At 44.0% G+C, this 19,471-nt stretch carries 23 protein-coding genes; 7 read left to right on the top strand and 16 right to left on the bottom strand.

Translation table 11 applies throughout. The features are described 5' to 3' along the window. Positions 1-12 precede the first annotated feature (12 nt). From BCU12_RS13025 to BCU12_RS12990, 8 genes are all read right to left on the bottom strand, one after another. Positions 13-462, bottom strand: a complete 450-nt coding sequence (locus BCU12_RS13025; RefSeq protein ID WP_102404679.1) for a phage protein — start codon at positions 460-462, stop codon at positions 13-15. After that, positions 462-1,574 carry a DUF2586 domain-containing protein gene (locus BCU12_RS13020; protein WP_102404678.1) on the bottom strand — a complete coding sequence of 371 codons (1,113 nt, stop codon included), beginning with the start codon at positions 1,572-1,574 and terminating at the stop codon, positions 462-464. The genes BCU12_RS13025 and BCU12_RS13020 overlap by 1 nt, the downstream gene beginning before the upstream one ends. 1 nt (position 1,575) lies before the next feature. Next, positions 1,576-2,235, bottom strand: a complete 660-nt coding sequence (locus tag BCU12_RS13015) for a phage virion morphogenesis protein (protein WP_102404677.1) — start codon at positions 2,233-2,235, stop codon at positions 1,576-1,578. Then, complete coding sequence (locus tag BCU12_RS13010) at positions 2,222-2,773, bottom strand: phage tail protein (protein WP_102404676.1); 552 nt, start codon at positions 2,771-2,773, stop codon at positions 2,222-2,224. The genes BCU12_RS13015 and BCU12_RS13010 overlap by 14 nt, the downstream gene beginning before the upstream one ends. Next, a complete protein-coding gene (locus BCU12_RS13005) occupies positions 2,770-3,231 on the bottom strand; it encodes a head completion/stabilization protein (protein WP_102404675.1) in 462 nt (153 codons plus the stop codon). The genes BCU12_RS13010 and BCU12_RS13005 overlap by 4 nt, the downstream gene beginning before the upstream one ends. Before the next feature lie 126 nt (positions 3,232-3,357). Continuing rightward, positions 3,358-4,098: a phage terminase small subunit gene (gene gpM, locus BCU12_RS13000; RefSeq protein WP_102404674.1), complete on the bottom strand. Its 741-nt coding sequence runs from the start codon at positions 4,096-4,098 to the stop codon at positions 3,358-3,360. A 47-nt stretch (positions 4,099-4,145) separates the two neighbouring features. Beyond that, positions 4,146-5,159, bottom strand: coding sequence for a phage major capsid protein, P2 family (locus tag BCU12_RS12995; RefSeq protein WP_102404673.1), 1,014 nt, complete (start codon positions 5,157-5,159; stop codon positions 4,146-4,148). Next, entirely contained in the window at positions 5,159-6,031 is an 873-nt protein-coding gene (locus BCU12_RS12990) for a GPO family capsid scaffolding protein (protein ID WP_102404672.1), read from the bottom strand. Before BCU12_RS12990 ends, BCU12_RS12995 begins: the two co-directional genes overlap by 1 nt. A gap of 218 nt (positions 6,032-6,249) precedes the next feature. Here BCU12_RS12990 and BCU12_RS12985 point away from each other — a divergent pair, with 218 nt between their 5' ends. From BCU12_RS12985 to BCU12_RS12975, 3 genes are all read left to right on the top strand, one after another. Then, positions 6,250-8,043, top strand: a complete 1,794-nt coding sequence (locus BCU12_RS12985; protein ID WP_102404671.1) for a terminase family protein — start codon at positions 6,250-6,252, stop codon at positions 8,041-8,043. Between the two features lie 14 nt (positions 8,044-8,057). Beyond that, positions 8,058-9,104, top strand: a complete 1,047-nt coding sequence (locus BCU12_RS12980; protein WP_198599327.1) for a phage portal protein — start codon at positions 8,058-8,060, stop codon at positions 9,102-9,104. Between the two features lie 218 nt (positions 9,105-9,322). Then, positions 9,323-11,128: an acyltransferase gene (locus BCU12_RS12975; RefSeq protein WP_102404670.1), complete on the top strand. Its 1,806-nt coding sequence runs from the start codon at positions 9,323-9,325 to the stop codon at positions 11,126-11,128. A gap of 151 nt (positions 11,129-11,279) precedes the next feature. Here the strand turns inward: BCU12_RS12975 and BCU12_RS12970 are convergent, their stop codons facing one another. Next, complete coding sequence (locus BCU12_RS12970) at positions 11,280-11,546, bottom strand: hypothetical protein (RefSeq protein ID WP_133153883.1); 267 nt, start codon at positions 11,544-11,546, stop codon at positions 11,280-11,282. A gap of 160 nt (positions 11,547-11,706) precedes the next feature. Here BCU12_RS12970 and BCU12_RS12965 point away from each other — a divergent pair, with 160 nt between their 5' ends. Then, the gene (locus BCU12_RS12965; protein ID WP_102404668.1) at positions 11,707-11,958 is read left to right on the top strand and encodes an ogr/Delta-like zinc finger family protein; all 252 of its coding nucleotides are present in this window, start codon (positions 11,707-11,709) and stop codon (positions 11,956-11,958) included. 6 nt (positions 11,959-11,964) lie between these two features. Here the strand turns inward: BCU12_RS12965 and BCU12_RS12960 are convergent, their stop codons facing one another. Then, on the bottom strand, positions 11,965-12,633 hold the full coding sequence (locus BCU12_RS12960; RefSeq protein ID WP_241909829.1) for a BRO family protein: 669 nt from the start codon (positions 12,631-12,633) through the stop codon (positions 11,965-11,967). 498 nt (positions 12,634-13,131) lie between these two features. On the opposite strand from BCU12_RS12960, the gene BCU12_RS12955 reads away from it, so the two are divergent. Next, positions 13,132-13,938, top strand: coding sequence for a hypothetical protein (locus BCU12_RS12955; RefSeq protein ID WP_102404666.1), 807 nt, complete (start codon positions 13,132-13,134; stop codon positions 13,936-13,938). Position 13,939: 1 nt separating this feature from the next. Beyond that, a complete protein-coding gene (locus BCU12_RS12950; protein ID WP_102404665.1) occupies positions 13,940-14,329 on the top strand; it encodes a hypothetical protein in 390 nt (129 codons plus the stop codon). 59 nt (positions 14,330-14,388) lie between these two features. Here the strand turns inward: BCU12_RS12950 and BCU12_RS12945 are convergent, their stop codons facing one another. From BCU12_RS12945 to BCU12_RS12925, 5 genes are all read right to left on the bottom strand, one after another. Beyond that, positions 14,389-17,001: a replication endonuclease gene (locus BCU12_RS12945; protein WP_102404664.1), complete on the bottom strand. Its 2,613-nt coding sequence runs from the start codon at positions 16,999-17,001 to the stop codon at positions 14,389-14,391. Beyond that, a complete protein-coding gene (locus tag BCU12_RS12940; protein WP_102404663.1) occupies positions 16,998-17,240 on the bottom strand; it encodes a hypothetical protein in 243 nt (80 codons plus the stop codon). Before BCU12_RS12940 ends, BCU12_RS12945 begins: the two co-directional genes overlap by 4 nt. Further along, a complete protein-coding gene (locus BCU12_RS12935; RefSeq protein WP_102404662.1) occupies positions 17,237-17,461 on the bottom strand; it encodes a hypothetical protein in 225 nt (74 codons plus the stop codon). The genes BCU12_RS12940 and BCU12_RS12935 overlap by 4 nt, the downstream gene beginning before the upstream one ends. Then, on the bottom strand, positions 17,458-17,841 hold the full coding sequence (locus BCU12_RS12930; RefSeq protein WP_241909828.1) for a hypothetical protein: 384 nt from the start codon (positions 17,839-17,841) through the stop codon (positions 17,458-17,460). Before BCU12_RS12930 ends, BCU12_RS12935 begins: the two co-directional genes overlap by 4 nt. A 94-nt stretch (positions 17,842-17,935) precedes the next feature. Beyond that, positions 17,936-18,211, bottom strand: a complete 276-nt coding sequence (locus tag BCU12_RS12925) for a hypothetical protein (RefSeq protein WP_102404661.1) — start codon at positions 18,209-18,211, stop codon at positions 17,936-17,938. A gap of 204 nt (positions 18,212-18,415) precedes the next feature. On the opposite strand from BCU12_RS12925, the gene BCU12_RS12920 reads away from it, so the two are divergent. Beyond that, the gene (locus BCU12_RS12920; RefSeq protein WP_102404660.1) at positions 18,416-18,880 is read left to right on the top strand and encodes a hypothetical protein; all 465 of its coding nucleotides are present in this window, start codon (positions 18,416-18,418) and stop codon (positions 18,878-18,880) included. Positions 18,881-18,893: 13 nt separating this feature from the next. On the opposite strand, the gene BCU12_RS12915 is transcribed toward BCU12_RS12920, so the two are convergent. After that, the gene (locus BCU12_RS12915) at positions 18,894-19,433 is read right to left on the bottom strand and encodes a phage regulatory CII family protein (RefSeq protein WP_102404659.1); all 540 of its coding nucleotides are present in this window, start codon (positions 19,431-19,433) and stop codon (positions 18,894-18,896) included. Positions 19,434-19,471: the final 38 nt, after the last annotated feature.

The raw sequence follows: 19,471 nt of genomic DNA, 5'->3' as shown, positions 1-19,471 counted from the left end.
TAGTGCATACGCTTAGATGATGTGCTGCGTGTCGCTCGTGCTGAGGTAAGAGACACCATCAATTTTCACGAACAATGGGCTAGTCACTAAGCCGGACATTTTGAACTTCGATGCATCAGTACTGGACGGGTCGATGTTTAGAATGTCCTGTACTTTCCACTTCACACCAAAAGCTTCGACTTTCTTCTCTTCGTCGCCTGTATTGGCATAACAAACGATGTCGTCGAGTGGGAGATCGCGATAGCTACCCGCAGACTTAGCCGCGTTATGTACAACTTTGAAGTACTTGGCGGTGAGTTCCAGTTCCACTTCTGCGCTCACTTTGCCGTCAGTATGACCATCGGGAACGCCACCACTGTATGCCGTTTCACTTTCGTCAGTAATAGTGAGCGTTAGCGATTCAACCTGAACAAACTCACCCAGAATGCTGTTTGAAAAATTACGTCCTGAAATACGGCTCATTAGATGAACTCCTTCGGTTTGATGGTGATGTACACGGTGATTTTCACAGGGCAGTCATACGGTTGAACTTTCATGCCAATTTCGACTTCTTGGTTGGTCACCCACTTGATGCTGATGTCGTCTTCTTCTGGCGGTAAGATTTCACCAGGGTCACCCGTTAACGCCATGCTGCGTAGGTCTTGAGAAAAGTAATTCTTGGCCGCTTCGGTTGAAGCAGGGGTTGAATTGAACTTACGATCACCAATTCGAGCAATCGCACGAACTCGAACAAAACGGGCTGCTTTCATTGCCACGCGAATGTGGCGAATGTCTTGAAAATCACCGCCTGGCACATCGAGTGTGTTGCCCGTTGTCCAGTATTGACCTGGATAGTCTGGGTAATCCATTGGCACAGAGAACCGCGCTGTTTCAAGAGCTTTTAGGTGCGAGAGTTGTAGGCTCTTGCCATCTTTGTCTTTTAAGAATTCAGTCAGGCCAAGAACGCTGCCCGTCATGACACGCGCAGGGGAATCAGCAATGGATACTTCACCATTCGCCAATCGGCCTGCGTATTTGCCTAGGGTGTCTAACGATTTATGAACGGTAGGTACCACGGTGATGTATTCACTCGCCACGTCTTTGGGGATCGTCACGGTGTCTGCAATCCACGTTTCCCATGTTTTCCCAGTTTCTGCCGTTGCATCAATGGCAGGCGTTCTCGCCATCACAAAGGTTTCGCGGCCCAGTTGCGCTTTAAGTTCTGTGCGCAAAGCAATGGCGCTTTCGAGAAAGGCTTTATCAGTGGCAGGGATATGGATCACCATGCCCTCAAAGCTTGAGACTTCGTTGGCGATTTTTACGTAGTCTTGCCAGTTGTCGCCCTCGTTCAAGATGAGTACGCCACCTGTCCAGTTCTGTTTGGCATTCAGCTGCGCCGCTTTCACGTTGGCTAGATACTCAGGTGAGGCGGTTTTAAGGTCTTCATCAAGGTCTGAGGTGGAATCAACAAGGTACAAAGGGCGGTTATCACCCGAAACAGTGCCATAGCCTACGTATAGGAAATGTCTGTCGAGCACACCAATCGGCCCTTGCATAAGGTTTTGAATAATGATGGTAACGGTTGGCCATGCCATGTTAGCTGCTCCTGTTTCGGTTAAGTTCTTTTTTGATCATCATTGCCATTCGTTTTGGGCTAATGCCGATCAGTTGTCGTTCTGGTCTTTCAATTTGCCAATCACGCGCTGGCGTTTTGTTTTCCAACTCTTGAATTGTTTTGGCTGCTTGGCCAACCGTCATGTGTTCGGTCATCCATTTCAACGTGGGCTTCTTGCCCCTTTTTTGCCTGCCTTCTGGTTTAAGTCGAAAACCTAAATCACGAAGCTGTTTGGCTTGTTCTCTAGTGGCCTTGTCTGTCTTTTTGGGCTCTTTGTTTCTTGCAGCTTGTCGTCTTCGTTTACTCAAGCCACTTCTTTCTGCAATTCCATAATGGTGCTGACGTGCCACTCGGCCTCGGGCTGATGGCCAACCCACATATAGATCGCGATTACTGTTTTTCTGAAAGTGCTTAACTTTTCGGGTAAAGCCTTGTAGTACTTTCTTCTTGCCGTTCTTGCGCTTTTTCCAAGGGCTGCCATCTGGGTTTCGCTGAGCTCGAATGTTCGCTTTGGTCTTCTTTACAAGTTGAGCGCCTAATTTTCTGTACAATCTTGTTCTGGTTTTTCTGTCGAGCATCAAAAGTTCAATTTGCTCTTTGGCTCTTAAAAAGCTGCGTTCGTCGGCTTTAACCTGGAGCATTGTCAAACGCTTCATCTTTTATGAGCACAACATCTTTCAACTTCTCGGCTATCCAAATCTCGTGTTCTTCAATCCGGTACTGCTTTCCACGCCAGTAGATTGGCCCTTGTGGGTCTTCAATCACTTTCACAGGTTCTTCAAGCATGACTTCGATGATCACTTCTGCGCTTTTGTTGTTGTCTTCCAGTACGATTTCGATTTCTGGGTCTGGCAGTTCGCTAAGGTTTTCTTCGCGTGAGCTGTCGTTATCCATCAGCCAAGCAGCAACGTTGGCGAACAGTACCGCTGGGTCATAATCTTGATACGGGAAGCGGTCAAAATAGAGCTCGGCTTTATAGCGTTGGGTCATAATTTCAAAGCTGCCGTTACCCATGAAATTCGTCGAAAGTACGAGTTCAATTTCATGCATTTCGGTGGTCATCAACTTGGCAATTTTTTCGCCCAATATTTGAGAGAGAAACGCTTTTAAGTCGCGTAGCTTGTAACCGGCTTGATATTGCGGTGTGGTTTCTTGGTTGCTCAACTCAGTGCTGCTCATATCAAGGCCACACTTGCGCGGCCTTTGCCGTACATGTTGCGAATAATGCGCGTGCATTCAGCCAATAGCTCTTGCTTGGTTTCATCTGCGCGTTCGGCAAGGTGATCACCTTCTTTTCGAGTGGTCACGGTAGAAAAATCAGGCAGTAAATCGGCTTTAGCTCTGGCGAATACCGCAGCTTCGTATTGAATAACGACTTGGTTTTTCAATTCAATCATCGGGTAAGCCGGTATGTTTTCGGCTTTGTCGTGACCTGCTTCTACATAGCGCTGCTTCAACCTGGTGAGGTCGATATTGCATGATGAAATGGCATTGGTTAATGCAAAGGCGATGCGGTCATCATCTTGCGCAGGCGGTGTGCCGCGACGACGTTCAAAGTCACCGACATTCAAATCAGGCCAAAAGCCATCATTGGTGATGGTGGTGTCTTGGTAATCGCTGCCTGAGCCGTTGAACATTGCGCTTTCCTTTAAATAAGTGAGCCTCTAGCCACTGGGTCGACGGGTTAACAACTTGCTTTCTCTTAGAAAAGGTTAAAAGCGGTTGCACCCTCGCCAGCCGAGGCTCGGCGGCGTAGGAGTCGGTTACAGGTTATTACCTGTTTGTAAGGCTTTAATTCGGGCTTTTACTTCGCCTAACTTGGTGTCTACCCCAACTTTGATGTACACATTTCGGGCTTTTTCCATCAAGGCTTGGGCTTTTTCTAGGTCTTCTACTTTGCCAATGTGGCTAGGTTTTACTTTGCCATCGTCATTGGTGATCAATGCGTACGCAGCGAATTTAAGCCAAGGGCCATACTGCTTTTCGGGTACTTCCCATTCTTTGCTTTCTAGCTTTTCATCCACAATGTCGTAATAAGGCTGAAATGATTGTCCAAGCTTGTATTGCTTTTCTGCCCATTCAAAGACGCTGCGAACCACGAAGGTTGGCCACGCGCATTTGAATCGTTCAGGTGTTGGGATGTTGCTTGCAATGGCTTGCTCACACCAGGCCATTGCCGTTTCAAATTCTTCTACATCGAATAACCATACGATCAGGTCGCTGAACATTGGGTTTTCGTAGTTTTCGCCTGACTCTAGGTAGGCTTCCACCATTGGTTGATATTTAGGAATCAATACCGAACGTTTGTGGTCTATTTTTTGCGAGATAGAGGCAAGTTCTTTTAGGGCGAGTTTGTCTTGCTCAAACTCAACCAGTGCAATGTGCAAGCTGTTTGAAGATGCCGAGAGTTCTCCACTCACGGAATCAACATGGGCTACCGATTTGGTGTTGTTGGCGATGCGTTCAAGAATGGCATCACGTTGGCGTTTCAATGGGCTTCCCATGCTGTTTCCTTTCTTGGTTAGTTGTTGTTACTGATGCTAAGGATTAGTTACGCTACAGGTACTGGGGCAGCGATGGTGACGGCTTCGATAGCAGCGAACTTCTCAAAGCGACCAACCGCGTAACCTTCCATACGCAAATAAGATGTTTCAAATCGTTTGCGGTCTTCTTCATTGCGTGATTTACGCCACTGTGTCCCCTTCTGCGTGAGCACTTGCAAGTTCTTCAGCGTGGTAATCCACATTGCTTTGGGAGGGAAATAAGGAGGTGTGTACGCTTTACGACCATTGATTGTCTTCGCGAGGCTTTGAGCCGCTTTATGTTCAGTAGGTGTATTAGCCGACTCCAATAAGCGGTGCTGCTCTGCAGCAACAAGATCTCGGCCAACCAGCACAACCAAGTCTTCATCACCTTGGAATACTTCGTGAATCGTCGTGTTTTCCAAATCGTTTGCTAGAGAATCAAGGTTTTTGTAGGAGTCTTCCGCTTGCCCTGTAGGGTCAAGCACGGCTGACGATAAAACTTGTCCTGCTGCTTTTTCTTTAACGATTGTCAGCCAACCTTTGTTCACATCTTGACCTAGCGGGTTTGTACTTGGATCTGTATCGCCACTCGCAATGCTAGTGCCATGAAAACCAATTCGAAGAATGTCTAACCCGAAGTTACGAGTAATGGCATTGTTCATCAGCTTTGCCCACTCACCTTTACTGCCCGAGTTCGCCCACTGTGTCATTGTTTGCCAGTTAATAAATGCGCCCGAATCAGTTTCAGTAAGCTCATAGGTATGCCCATTTTGACCGAGTTCGGCATAGAAACGGTCGTTTTGCTTACGACCCGTGACTAAGCCACTGTCACCAACATCGACAACTTGTCCTTTTATTTGGTCTACCGTAAGCATGGCAATCATGCTTAGGAACCCAACAGATTGGAGAATGCCTTGGCGCAGTTTTGTTTCCATTGGAGGAGATATATTGAACTGCTTAGACACGTCCACAACTGCGTTAGCGCTCGCTAGTGCTTGGCAATATTCTTCAAGATACTTAGTAGAAATAGCATTCAGCATTATGCAACCTCCATAGTGTTACCTGAACCACCCGATGCATCTGGGCGCTGCTCTGGCGCTTCGTCGTTAACAAGAGAATTGAACTTAGTTTCAAGCTCTTTTACTTGCTCTGTTAAAGGCTTTAGTTGCTCAGTTAATGCAGCAGAGAACTGTTCTACGGTTGCACCTTCTGGCTTCACATCTGGCGTTTCTAGTTCGCCACCCTCTTGCTGCGCGAACTCTTGTTTAAGTTCGTCCGTCAGCTCTTGTTTTAGCTCACCTTTGAAAACGCTGAACTGCGCTCGCAAGGCTGCCTTGAGTTGCTCTTCGGTCACATCGGTGTCCTCTGCTATTGATGGAGTTTCTGGCTCATCATCGCCAGATGAGAAAAACTCTTTGCACACAGACATAAACTTTTCTGTGCGGGTGAAGCACTCATCCAGATCAATCTCTTCTAAATGACTGCATTCAAGTTGAGTGGTTTCGCCTTGTTGGCGGTTAAACTGAAGGAGCGAAGTACCTGTGGAGGCTGGGGAGTCAGTCACAGCTAGGCCCATCAAGTAGCAACGCCCTTCACCCTGAAAGTCAGGTTCAGGTTCTATTGAGGTGAATAGCTTTTGACCTAGCTTGTTTGCTTCCAGTAGGTATTGATTAGGGAGGAGCTTTGCAAAGAGACGCAGTTTTCCACCTTGCTCTTCGGCTTTAACTTCAACCACTCGCCCCCAATTCGCACCAAAACCACTAAATCTACGATGCTCTGGCCAAATCATTGCTGGGGAATGGTCAAGTGAATAGCTTTCCGCCATTTGGGTAATCCAGTCTCTCTGAATTTTTCGCCCGTCTACGGTTGGCCCTTCGGTGGCGATAATCTTCCAATCACTGATCTTTGGCATTGGGCTACCTATCCTTTACCTTTCGCATTAAAGCTAAATTGCTATTCAAATCGTTCGTGTAAAGCAAACATACGCTTATAAATAGTGCGTTTCATTGGGTTTTGTTCGGGTCAATTCGGATATGAGCCAAAACCGAATTGGTCAGAATTTTTCTTTGCGATTGAGTGTGTTATCGGGGCGTATAGTGCTGATATGTCTTAATCAACTGGGTCTATTTAGTGGCTTACAGCAAGGAAACCAAAGAGTCGGCCAAGCAGCTTTATGTGCGCGGTACGCCTCCGAAAGAAATTGCCAAACAGCTAGATATAAACAGCGAGCGTATTATTTACACCTGGGCTGAAAAGTTTGGGTGGGCGTTGCTGCTTGATGAGTTGTCGATTGAGCAAATGGTCAATCGTCGCCTGGCGGTGCTGATTGATAAAGACGAAAAAAGCGATCAGCAGTTAAAGGAACTCGACAAGCTTGTTGATCACCATGTTAGATTGCTGAAAGCCAATGCGGATGCCAAAGCGAAAATAGAGCGCGCTACCCGTGGTGATGAGTCGCCAGAACCTCAAAGCTCAAGAGGCGAGAAACAAAACAGCAGCCAAGGACAGAAAAAGCGCAGCAGCAAAAAGAAGATAAAGAATGACATCAGTGAGCTCAATGAAGAGAGCTTTGCCGATTGGCACAATTCGCTTTATGCCTTCCAACAGGTGATGCGTGAAAACCTGCATCAACGTATTCGTAATATTCTTAAATCTCGCCAAATTGGTGCGACTTACTACTTTTCAGGTGAAGCATTAGAGAACGCGATTCTTACGGGTGACGATCAGCTGTTTCTTTCAGCGTCTCGCGCCCAAGCTGAAGTGTTCCGTTCTTACATCATTCGTATTGCCAAAGAATTTTGGGACATCGAGTTAACCGGCAACCCTATCGTTCTATCAAACGGGGCTACGCTGCGCTTTTTGTCCACCAATGGTAAAACGGCTCAATCGTATTCTGGCCACCTTTATACCGATGAGTATTTCTGGATTGGTAACTTCACTGAAGTGAAGAAGGTCTCTTCTGCCATTGCTACGCATAAGAAGTGGCGCAGAACCTACTTTTCTACACCATCAAGCAAAATGCACCCCGCCTATTCGTTTTGGACGGGCGATGCTTGGCGCGGCGATAAGGAGTCTCGTAAGCATGTACCGTTTCCGTCTTTTGATGATTACCGTAACGGCGGGGCTCTTTGTCCTGATAAGCATTGGCGTTATGTCATCACCATGAAAGATGCGGTTAATTCTGGCTTTGACCTGGCCGACATCGAGGAGCTGCGCGACGAATACAGCGATGCCGATTTTAAGAACCTGTTTATGTGTGTGTTTGTTGATGGTGCCAATTCGATATTCGCATTCAATAAGATCACCAAGTGCATGGTGGATTCAGCGCACTGGCAAGACTTTAAACCAAAAGAGAAACGGCCTTTTGGTCACCGAGAAGTGTGGCTGGGGTATGACCCTTCACGAACGCGAGACAATGCGTGTTTGATGGTGATTGCGCCACCTGAAGTACCTGGCGAAAAATTCCGTATTCTTGAAAAGCATTACTGGAAGGGGCTGAACTTTCAATACCAAGCCAAGCAAATTGGCGAGGTGTTCAAGCGCTACAACGTGACGTATTTGGGCATTGATACCACGGGCATAGGCGCAGGGGTTTATGACTTACTGAAAGCGCAACACCCTCGAGAAGCGGTGGCTATTCACTACTCCAACGAAACCAAAAACCGCTTAGTGATGAAGATGATTGATGTGATTGACGATGGCCGTTTGCAGTTTGATGCCGAACACAATGATGTGGCTATGGCGTTTATGGCGATTAAGCGAGTTTCAACCAAATCAGGCAATGATATGACGTTTAAGGCTGACCGTAGCGAATTGGTGGGCCATGCGGATGCGTTCTGGGCCATTTCTCACGCTTTGGATAATGAGCCGTTAAACCACGACAACCCAACCAAATCTAAGTATGTGCTGCAAAGCGCAGCGTAATATAGGAAAGCAACATGACTGAAGTATTGACGACACAAGATGAAGCCAATCATGAATTGAAAGCAGGCAATAATGAAAACAAGACGACCTGCTTTTCGTTCGATAATCCGCAAGCCGTGGATTCTTCATCATGGATGACTGACTACTGTGAACTGTTTTACAACGATATGGACGATTACTGGGAAACACCTATTTCGCTTAAGGGGCTTGCGGACATTTCCAACGTGAATGGTCATCATGGCTCTTTGCTTAAAGCACGGTCTAATTATGTGTCGGCTCGGTTCATTAAGGGCGGCGGCATGGCTCCTGATCAACTTAATCGTGCAAGTTGGGATTATTTTGGCTTTGGCCACTTTGGATTAGTAAAAATACGCAACCGACTTGGCAAAGTAATCGCCCTTGCCCCCCTGCCTATGATGCACATTAGAAAGCGTAAGAACGGTGACTTTGTGCAACTGCTTCGTGATGATGAGCAAAAAACGTTTAGAGCGAAAGATGTCATCTTTGCAGGGCAGTATGACCCACAACAACAGATTTATGGATTGCCAGATTATTTGGGCAGCCTGCAAAGCGCATTGCTCAACCGTGATGCTACGCTGTTTCGCCGCGCTTACTATAAAAATGGTGCTCACATGGGTTACATTTTCTATACCAGTGACCCAAACCTAAGTGACGAAGATGATGAGCGTATGCAAGAGGCTCTGCAAGGGGCGAAAGGGCCGGGCAATTTCCGTTCTATGTATATCAATATTCCCAATGGGAAAGAGAAAGGTGTTCAGATCATTCCAGTGGGTGACATTGCCACTAAAGACGATTTTGAAAGAGTGAAGAACATTTCAACACAAGATGTATTTGCAGGTCACCGTTTCCCCGCAGGCATGGGGGGCATGATGCCAGAAGTAGGCACAAACATGCCTGACCCGATTAAAGTCAGCACAGTTTACGATAAATATGAGGTGGTACCCGTGTGTAAGGTGTTTATGCGAGCGGTGAATAATGACCCTGAAATACCTAAGCATTTGAAGTTCGAGTTTGATGTGAATATCGGCTATGGGGAATAAACAGTCTGAGCAAGAACAATATACACTTTTTTAGCATCATATATTTACCTTCCCATCGCTATAGTGAGCTCTGTGTTAGACAAACTAATACACACCTTAGTAGGATGCCTTTCGTAGTCATATTGTTCAGGTAGTGTTCTAATGCGTCCTCAATACCTATTGCTATCTGTAATCTAATCTATAAAATGCAAACCACTATTTCTAAACTAACGTAACAAATGATATATAGACATGACATCAACGGATTGAGAGCGATAGCGGTCATTGCTGTGATTTTTTTCCATTTCGACCCAGAATGGATACCAGGGGGATTTTCAGGGGTAGATGTTTTTTTTGTTATTTCTGGCTTCCTTATGACAGGAATAATATTTAAAGGATTTGATTCTGGTGACTTTAATTTACTATATTTCTACCGTTCACGATCCAAAAGAATAATACCACCTCTTGCCTTTCTATGTTTAGTTATTTTATTAGTTGGATCTGTACTATTTTTCGATATTTCATACCAACTTTTAGTAAAACATGCACTCAGTAGTTTAGGGTTTTTCTCTAACTTCATATATTGGTCAGAGGCAGGGTACTTTGATGTATCCTCAAGTGAAAAATTATTTCTTCATACATGGTCATTGTCCGTCGAATGGCAATTTTATATCATCTTCCCTTTAATTTTAGTCATTCTAAAACGCTTTTTATCGATTAAAAATCTAAAGCGTTCAATCATTGCCGGTACAATATTAGGGTTTATCGTTAGTGTTGTAGCAACGATTTACTGGCCTGATGCTTCTTACTACCTTTTACCGACAAGGGCTTGGGAAATGATGGCTGGAGGCGTAGCTTTTATTTACCCTTGGAGCATTTCCAAACTCAAGAGAAGAATCACTGAAGTATTAGGAATTTGCCTAATCACTTTATCATTTGTATTTGTATCTAGTGATTCTAGTTGGCCTGGGTATCTTGCTTTACTTCCTGTTATAGGCACTTACCTAGTAATTATTTCTAATCAACAATCTAGCTATATTACAAATAACCTATTTTCACAATATATAGGGAGAATTTCTTATTCACTTTACCTTTGGCATTGGCCTGTGGCTAAACTGATAGGCTATCTATACATAAGTTCACCTTTTTTGGAATTTTTCATATACATTTCAACAACACTAATTGCATCAACAATAAGTTACCTCTTTATAGAACTTTCAATTAATCGTAAAAAACTTATTCTAATTTCATTGCCATTGCTTGCTTTGCCTTTTTATAGCGCAAAAAAAGATCTAACTATAGATTACAATTCTCAACAGTTTGATATGGGAATAGAGATGACTTATCGCGTAGATGATTTTTCTAGATTACAGTGGCTAGAGGATGATAGGAAGAAGGTTTTAGTAATTGGAGACTCTCACTCAACAAGATGGGCTTCAGCTTTGGCAGTATCTTATCCTAATATTGCATTCAATGTACTTAGTTATCTTGGTTGTAATATGACAATTATTGAGAGTGAAAATAAAATTGAAAATAACGTCGTTCTTAAAAAGTATGAAAAAGAATGTGAGTTTTCGGAAAAGATTCTTAATGACCATCAAATGAGAGAAAGCTATGATTTGATTGTACTTGCTTCATTTCAACCACTCTCCTATGCTTCCAATCAATGGCGATTTGACCTTCCAAAAGTGTTTGGGGATACCAAGTGGTTAATTCTAGGTAACTACTATCAACTAGAATTTGGAGCTTCTTGTAGAAACATGTCGATAGTTATTCCTCAAAATTGCATAAAACAAGCTATATACCCAGAAAATTCTAAATCTTATAAAGAAGAGATCTATTATGACAAATTTGATTGGAAAAAGAGCGAATACTTCAACTTAATTGAATATGTCTGCGGTTTTGATAAAGATAGATGTCCGTATGAATCTAATGGATATCGAATGATGGACGACTGGAACCACCATCATATGTTCTTTATTCGAAAACTTATCGGAATATCTAAAGAACACTTTGATCGAGCCTTATATGAAACAGGAACATAGGCCTTAATTTTATAACTCAATACCCTCACACGAAATTTGATAATATACTCGACCTAGACATATTAGATAAATTGAATATTATATTCCTGTCTCGTCCTAAAATACATTGACAATTTTTAGTAAGCCAGTAACGCAAGTTGCTGGCTTTTTGTTAGCACTTAAATGCGGTGGGTTCGGCTTCTGCGGCCATTTCGATGATGGAATGAATCGCTTGCCGCTGTGAGGTATTGATTTCACCTTCGTAGTTTGCGATCGCTAAATTCATCAGCTTAACACCTATGGCTTTGTGCCTTTCAGTGGCTTCGCTCTGGGCCATTCCATCGATAATTATCCCTAACGCTTGCTGTAATTCATTTCCATTTTTCAACAACATAGCACCTCCTAACCAAATGACCACATAAGAATACTGTATATTCATACAGTGATCCACAGGTGTTTTTTATCATGCTAAAGGTTGAGAGATAACTCACTAAGTTGTTACGTAGGTATTACTTGATAAAAAGCCGCATACTGTACAAATATGCAGCTTTTTTGTATTCTCAAGAGGTCAGTCAAATATAAAAAGCTAGGTTTAAAATATGCGTATAATTTGCAACGAGTGCGGGGCAAAAGCCCGTATTCAAAAAACAAACCGCCTTTCCCCCTCCCATGCCGATAGTTACTGTTCTTGTTCCGACCCTGAATGTGGCCATACGTTTGTGGTGAATGTGAGTTTTTCGCACTCACTTAGCCCAAGCGCAAAAACCACCTCTCAAATGGCGCTGTCTTTGGTGAAAGCGCTGCCGCCAGAACAGCGGGCCGAACTGCAGCAGCAACTTTCTATGGTTTAAGCTCTTCTATTCAAAGAATGCGCTCTTTGAATGACACCGAGCGCAGAACTTGATCACCTGTTCCCACAGCTCTTCTATATCCCTCGCCTCAAAATACCCTAAATCCCCAAGTTGCTTTGCTTGGTAGATAGTTTGTTGATTACGATCGGCAAACAAAAACGTTCCGCAGTATTTATTGCCTTTAGGTTGAATAGAGAAAGAGAGGTAATGCGCGAACGTGCCAAACATTGGGAAAGTTGAACGGTTCCAATTGGAGTGATAGTGCGTTGGCCAAGGTGACGTTGTAGAGATGCACTGGGGTATTGTTGGAAGTGAGTCTGTCACGACAGACTGGGTTTCATTATCGAGGACATCGAGTACCCACTTTCTGAACTGCTTGGCTATTGCTGTTCGGCTGAACATAGCAATAAGGTGTGCGCCACGTAGGGAAAATATTCTGACTGTTTTTTGGTAGTTTCCTGAGAGGGTCAACTTGACCTCCTCAGTCATTCCATTCGCGAACTCTTCTTTATTTCGTGCGTATACACGGCTAATAGAATTGGAATTCGCGTAACCTAACGCATTAGCGATTTCACTGGCGGTAAGCCAAAGTTGGTTGTTTTGTTCTACAACATCGAAATGTGTATTTTGGAAAGTAAGTGCTGAAGTCATCATGACCTCCTTGGAATGATTCATCTAAATCACCACGAAAAGGTCTCAATCTTTGGGTGGTGAACTGAACAAGGTTGAGACTACCGCTTCCAAGGATACGGCCAGCCGAAGCTGCCTTGCCCAGCCCACCATAATACTGATAGTACGGTTTCTATACGAAACGACTATGTTTAGATGTGGCTAAGCCATACACATAAAAAAACCAGCAAAACGCTGGCACTATATGTGCCTTGGAAATAAAGCGGGGTCTCAATCCCGACACTGGATTTTGCCAGTGCACAGATAGGTTAGCGGATGTGATCTATAATAGTCAATAGACGAGGGAAGCTGATGAAAGCTGATAAGTGTGGATATGTGTGCATATTTGACACAACATAAATTGTCCACTCTTGACATTTACTGTATAGTCAGCGACCTTAAATATCGTATATATTATATTTAATATTTGGTCCCTTATCACGCTCATATTGTAGTTGAGCTCTTTAGATAGCCTAGATTTACTAGGACACACAAGGATTTACATTGCAGATCGCGGCATTACCTAAAACAAACGAATTACTAGAGTCGTTGATGGAAGCAATTTCTTCTGAAACAACCCTAAGTGAGTTTGAAATTGCCTATTACAAAAGAGAAGCAGAGCAGTTAGCCAATCAGTGCGAAACGCACTTAGTCCTAACTCTTTTGTATACGTCGTTACGTCAGCAAAAAAGCACCTTATTACATGCTCATGAAGCTTTGCGACTTAATTATGATAATGAGCAGGCTGTTTATGGCAACATCATTTGGGCTTTGAGCTACGTAGGAGCAAGTAAATCTGTCTATGATCTAATTAGCAGCATGGATTTAAACTATTGCTCACCCTTGATTATAGAGAACGTTATTTGCGCTAGCCATTTTTTCAATGATTTTAACCTTTCTAGTAGGGCTATTTCAGTACTTGAAGAAAAAGGCGTGGATCCTGATGATAAGGATATCTTGATGATTCGTTCCAATTTAACTATTAAACAGCAGTATTTGAACATCGCTTCTGAAGTTTTTAATGTAACTGAAGATAACTTAAAATTAGTTTCTCTGTTAGCTGCTGAAGTATTAGAAGATATGGAAGGTTTGGGTAAAACAGTTTCCCGTAACTCTTATCTAACAATAGTACCAGAGTCAGAGCATTTAGATGTTGTCTTCGAGGTAACCGGCGAACCTGAAGTTATTTTTGATTTAAACTGGGCATTAACCGAAAAGCTAATAGAGCATGATCAAATATCTAATGGCATGGTAGCTCGTTTTGATATCTGCGATCAAAACAAAATTTTAGTTGACGGAGGACCCGTTTGATATGCCAATTACTCCTCAAGAATTAGTAGATCATGCAGACAAAATATTAAACGATAGTTCTTCAGAAGTTGCTTATAGAACGGCTGTAAGTAAAAGCTACTATGCAATGTATCACTCCGTATTAGATATTTTGGAAAACAAGCCTCCTCAATACAACGGTCAAGGAGTGCATGCTTCATTGATTAGTTACCTAGCCTCACATGATGTAAAAACATCAGAAACACATGACGCGAACACCCTTAAATCACTATCCTATATATTGGCCCAATACAAATCAAAACGAGCATTAGCTGACTATCAACTTCTAGACACAGTAACTGAAGCTCATGCAATTGAATCTCTTAATGCAGCTAAAAAATTGAAATCTCGCTGTGATTCTTTGACAACATAAGATTGTTTTTTACTTTTCCATCAGGGGTAATACCATAGAAAATACAGCTTTTCGCTTGATCAAAACAACCATAAATCCGGCTGCTGGTACTCCTCTATCTTAATCGCTTGATAATGACTCCCCACCATTGGAATAGGCACGGCTTCGCCCAACCAGCTCAAATCGGGTTCATGTTTGGTGTGATAAACGAGGTTGTCGGGCGTTCTTTCGGTTTCACCTTGCCGCAGCTTGATGCTTTTCTCTTTAGATAGTGAAATCCAGTGCCCTTTGAACAGATCATTTCTAAAGCTATCGTCTAATTCATATTCATCAATTAACCGACTTATCTCATTTTCAATGAGAGGGCTTAACTCCCGTTCCTGATGCGGTATTTTTGGCCGCGTACAGTTATTGACAGAACTCCGAGAGGCATCAGAGATGCCATGAAGATCAAGAGCGCCCCCTTCAGCTTCCGTTTTCGATACAAAGCTGATCACTCTCTTCTTGAATTTCCATGTGGAAGGGCAAGGCGTTGGCTTGTCGAACTCGTAAGTGACTTGTTTCTCTGTCTTGGGTTCAGCTGGCTTTTGTTTGCCAATCGTCCACTTTTTGGTTCGAGTTTTAACGAGTACACCAGAGGCATCAAAACCCTCTAGCTTACGAACGGTTTCACCATGCGGAGAGGCAAAAGGCAGCTCTTCATAGCTGTTAGTAATTAGCAAATCATCACGCGCAACGAACGGCCCACCCTGCCCCATAATGTAGCCATGCCAATCACCATGGTCGGCGGCTTTTAAGGTGTTGGTAATGCTTGCATTGGCACTTTTGAAGCGAGATTCATAGTTATCACCAATCACTTCCATTAACTCTAAATTGGTGAGAATTTTGGCAGGTTTCAGTGGGCCCATGAGTTGGCAGTGAATCAAATCGTATAGGCACATGAGTTCATTTCGCGATTGCATGAACACGTATTCCATGAAGGCTTTTTTGTTTTGACTAGCAAACCGCCTTAGTTCGCGATAAGTAGTAACTGGCGCACCACCGAAGAATTGAAACTGGCGAATCGCCCACCGAGACTTCCACGCACTCACATTCTTGGCCATCTCGCTCACGGGCTTGCCCGTTTCATCCGACACTTCACCGTCCATTGCGTAGCCATCAATATTCTTTGATATGTATTTTGCGATATAACCTGTGGCCGTTCCTTTTTCTTTATCTATTGAACCAAAGTCACAACGGGCGCTGTAATCTAAAGGCCCCACGTACGGCGCTTTTCTAAAAGGCTTTTGCTGCTCTTTTAAAAACTGGGGATGGAGTTCACTTCTGTCTTCTTCAGTAGCATAAGAAATGAAGGTTTCACGAACGCCGCTAACGTCTTCTGGTTTCACCCAAATCAGCAAGTGCCAATGTGGAGTACCATCGTGATGAGGCTCGGCTACGCGAACACCAAACCAACGAAGACCGTCACGGCCTAGCTTGGAGCGAATACGTGTCCATACATCGTTTAAGTAGGCTTGCGCTTGTTTTGGGCTAGCCCCATTCCAATGATTGATGAAACCACCCTTTTTATAACTGTTATGATATTTGGCCGGAGTGGTTAAAGTTAGAAACAATCCTTGTAAACCCAGCTCATTACCAATGTCTTCACAACCTCGGCAACGAACCATCAATTCATGTCGACGAATAGCTGGGTTCGACACGCTTTTTAGCACCATGTCATCAAGCTGTACCTCTTCACCCGTTTCCTCATCCGTCAGTAACATTCTCTGAATCGCATCCCAGTTACGTTTTTGCTGCGCTTTGTGCTCTCGAATGCAGTCCCAACTCGCATAAGGTGATGCTTTAGAGCTGACTTGGCCTATAGCAATGGCCAGATGTTCACGCATGACTTTTCGATGACTCGCCAACCGACCTAACCACCACTTTTCACAGATCATTCTTGATAAGTCATTCGCGGCTGACAACGGGGTTTGTTTCTTGTATTTACGGGGGGCATTCATGCCAAAGGTAACGGTGACGAAATTGGCGATCTCTTCATAGGTGAGCACCATACTTTCATCGGTTTCGTCTTCAGTAGTTGCTGGGTATTTAGGCGCGACAACGTTCATCCAGTATTGATTGACGATTTCAGCAATGCGGCTTGCCATTTCTTTGATTTCGTCTTGTTCGAGCTCGGCCAATAAGCGATTGGCTACTGGCGTTCTGTCTTTGTCGACTTGGTCAAAGTCGAACTTGAGCTGTTTTCTTTTGAAGTCTTCTGGGTTGCCTTCCTCTTTAAAGAACACGGGGTGAAAACCATCGTCGTCACTTTCATGCTCTTTAGACAGCAAGGCCACTTTCTGAGAGGTTGGTAAATGTTTGTATTTGGTGAGAACCTTACGAACACGTTCAACGGCAGGCTGCATTCGTTGGCTCAAGTAACGGTTGGCTTTGGCGTAGCCCTGCTTTTCACCAATATCGATGTAACGCTTTGAGAAGTATTTGCCCAGGTAAGTTGGCAGATTGGCAAAGTATTGTTTGCGCCATTCGTGATTGATAGCGTTGGCATCGTAGAGGTCGCGTTCTAGAAAATTGAGGTTTTCTGGTTCTTGCGTTTTGGGTTGGTAGCCATGGGCAATACACGCAACGTCTTCATTGATTGGTTGCGTGTATCCATAGCGTTTTATGACAGGGTTGTAGTGGTTGGGTATCAATGTGAAGCCATCCCTAAAGCCAAACACCAAAGCTTTGGTAACCGATCAGGAAAACGAATACTGATGCCTTTTTTAAACAGGCCTGTGTTTTTAAAGCGTTGGTCTGCTTTTATGACCGCCTCTTCAATCGTTAAGCCTCGCGCAAGTCGGTTCTTTATCGTTCCAACAGGAATGCCATATTTCATGGCGATTGCAGGAACACCTTCAATACCGTTGAGTTCGTGCTTTTGGTTTCTCATAATTCTTCAAACTCCTGTGCATTAACCACCATGAACCCACCGGTATCACCGCCTTTTACAATCACGCCATTGATGGTGTGTTGGCAGTTCAATTTTTCACAAGCGTTGTCGATTGCGAGCTGCTCCGTTTCATACTCACCAAGGTCTAGGTTCATCACCAAACCTTGTTCGTTTTTCACCACACCACCGCCACTGTTTAGATAGGCTGCTAGGTATCTCATGCGCTTATCTCCGCGATTGTTTCAACTTCTTCACGGGCTTCGATGATCAACTCGGTAAGTTTTGATTCGATGGACAAAAGTTGTTCCAGTGCACCGTCATCCGTAATAAAAACGTCTTCGCTAAATAGGCGGCCATACCGTTTTAAGCTGTAGTCTTGCTCAGCGCTTATAGCGCGAACATGGAACTTGTTCACATGAGCTGAGAACTCAGTGAACACATGAATCACGTCGATATTTGCCATTGCCAGTACATTAATGGCGTGAACAATGTCGAACACTTCTCGGTTTCCATACTGGTTGGCTAATTCTTGTTGCTGAGAACTGATTACTTCACCAATGATTTGGTGGGCTTGGGTAAGCTTTTCGGTGTGCATTTCCATATTTTTGCTCCTACGCTTGGAATAATTGAGCGAAAAAAGCCCCTATTCCGAAGGAATACAGCAGGGGCAAACTATCGCTGGCTAAGGGATGGGGTTACGACCAACGCTCGCTGATGCGAATGGCTTTGGCGTCGATGATATTAATCAATCGGGTGATGCGTGACTGCTCGCGTGGCGAATCGGTTTTTGCGTATGCGCTTTGAAGTTGCTGACGTTCTTGGCGAAGGTTGACCAGTTGGTCTTCCTTCAATTGCGCTTTTACTTTCGCAAGGCGCTCTAAGCCTTTACTTTTTTGCTCTGAATTTAACGAGTAACAAGTCATATCAGGGCATGGGCGATGGATTGCGTTTTCTAATAGTTCAACTGACATATAAACCTCCGTTAAACTGGTTTTGATAAACCAGACCAGTAACTGGCTCGTGTAGCAGTGCGACCCAATACACGGTAGAATCTTATTGCGGCTCAATAACTAAGTAGGAATTCACATGGATAACTCAGAAAAATTTAAAGACCATAACCCTCCTAAACCTACCCCGCCAAAAGATGGTGGGTGATAAACTAAAGGACTCAAAATATGGACAGGCAAGATCAAGAATTTACGGCTGAATACAGCAGCTGTACTGAAGAGATGTTGAATGTTTTTTGGCGACGCATAGACGTTTGCATTAACATCGCACTGATAATGTTGGGTACCTCGATCGTAGCCACTTTCGGCCTCGATATATTTGTAGGCTTTCTTGTCGCATTTCTCGCCGCAATCAATGTCGTCATCCAGCCTTTGAAAAAGGCTATTTGTGCGGATGCTCAAAGCGGAAGATTTAGAGATATAATCAATCGCAAACACAAACTGAACGATGATGAATTGATAGAAGCTCTCACCTCTGTTCGAGATACGAATAGCGGAGAGATCGGGATGTTGAAGCCACTTGCCTATAACCGAGCAGCTATTCGAATGGGGTTGAAACCCAATCATAGTTACACCTTCATTAATCGCATCGCTGGATTGTTCATTGGTGACACTCCTGAATACAAAGCCTGACATCATTTATTCCTTATAAACCAGGTAAAGTCATACCGCTGCTAAGCACATCCGAGCCAATTTGCATCAAAGGCTGTAGCGCTGTGTTGCGGTTTTCGAGTTCAGATACCATCAGCACCAAATTCCCTATGGCCATTTGAGCTAATGCTATGGTTCTGCGCTTTTTACTGCGTGGGACGCGAGGTTGCTTGGCCAGCTCTAAGGCTTTTTTGCTCATTTCACCTGCAAGAATGTTGTTTTCGAGCACACGTTCTACGGTGGTTTTATTACCCTCGCCCATTGGAATTTGAGCGATCACTACACCTGCATCACCAACGAGGGTATTTAGAATGGTGTAGTCGTTTGCGGCTTTGCACAGCAGCGCCATGTCTACCGCACTGAGAATGTGTGGCTGCTCTGGGTTGAGCTTGTTGCGCAGCATCGTTCCGCTCTTTATTCCAATCTCTTTTGCTAACGCTTCCATGTTGTGGTTGATTGCGAAATCGCAACATACAGCGTTAAAAGATTGCTGTTTGCGTTCACGTAGTTCGCACATGGCGACTTGATCACCCATGTTTGATACTCCTAAAGCAATGGAGGAACGAAAATGAC

Origin of the sequence: Vibrio sp. 10N.261.55.A7 (genome assembly GCF_002877365.1) — a bacterium.
In the GTDB taxonomy this organism is placed as follows: Bacteria; Pseudomonadota; Gammaproteobacteria; order Enterobacterales; family Vibrionaceae; genus Vibrio.
Note: the sequence above shows the minus strand (reverse complement) of the source record. Positions and strands in the feature narration are given on the sequence as shown.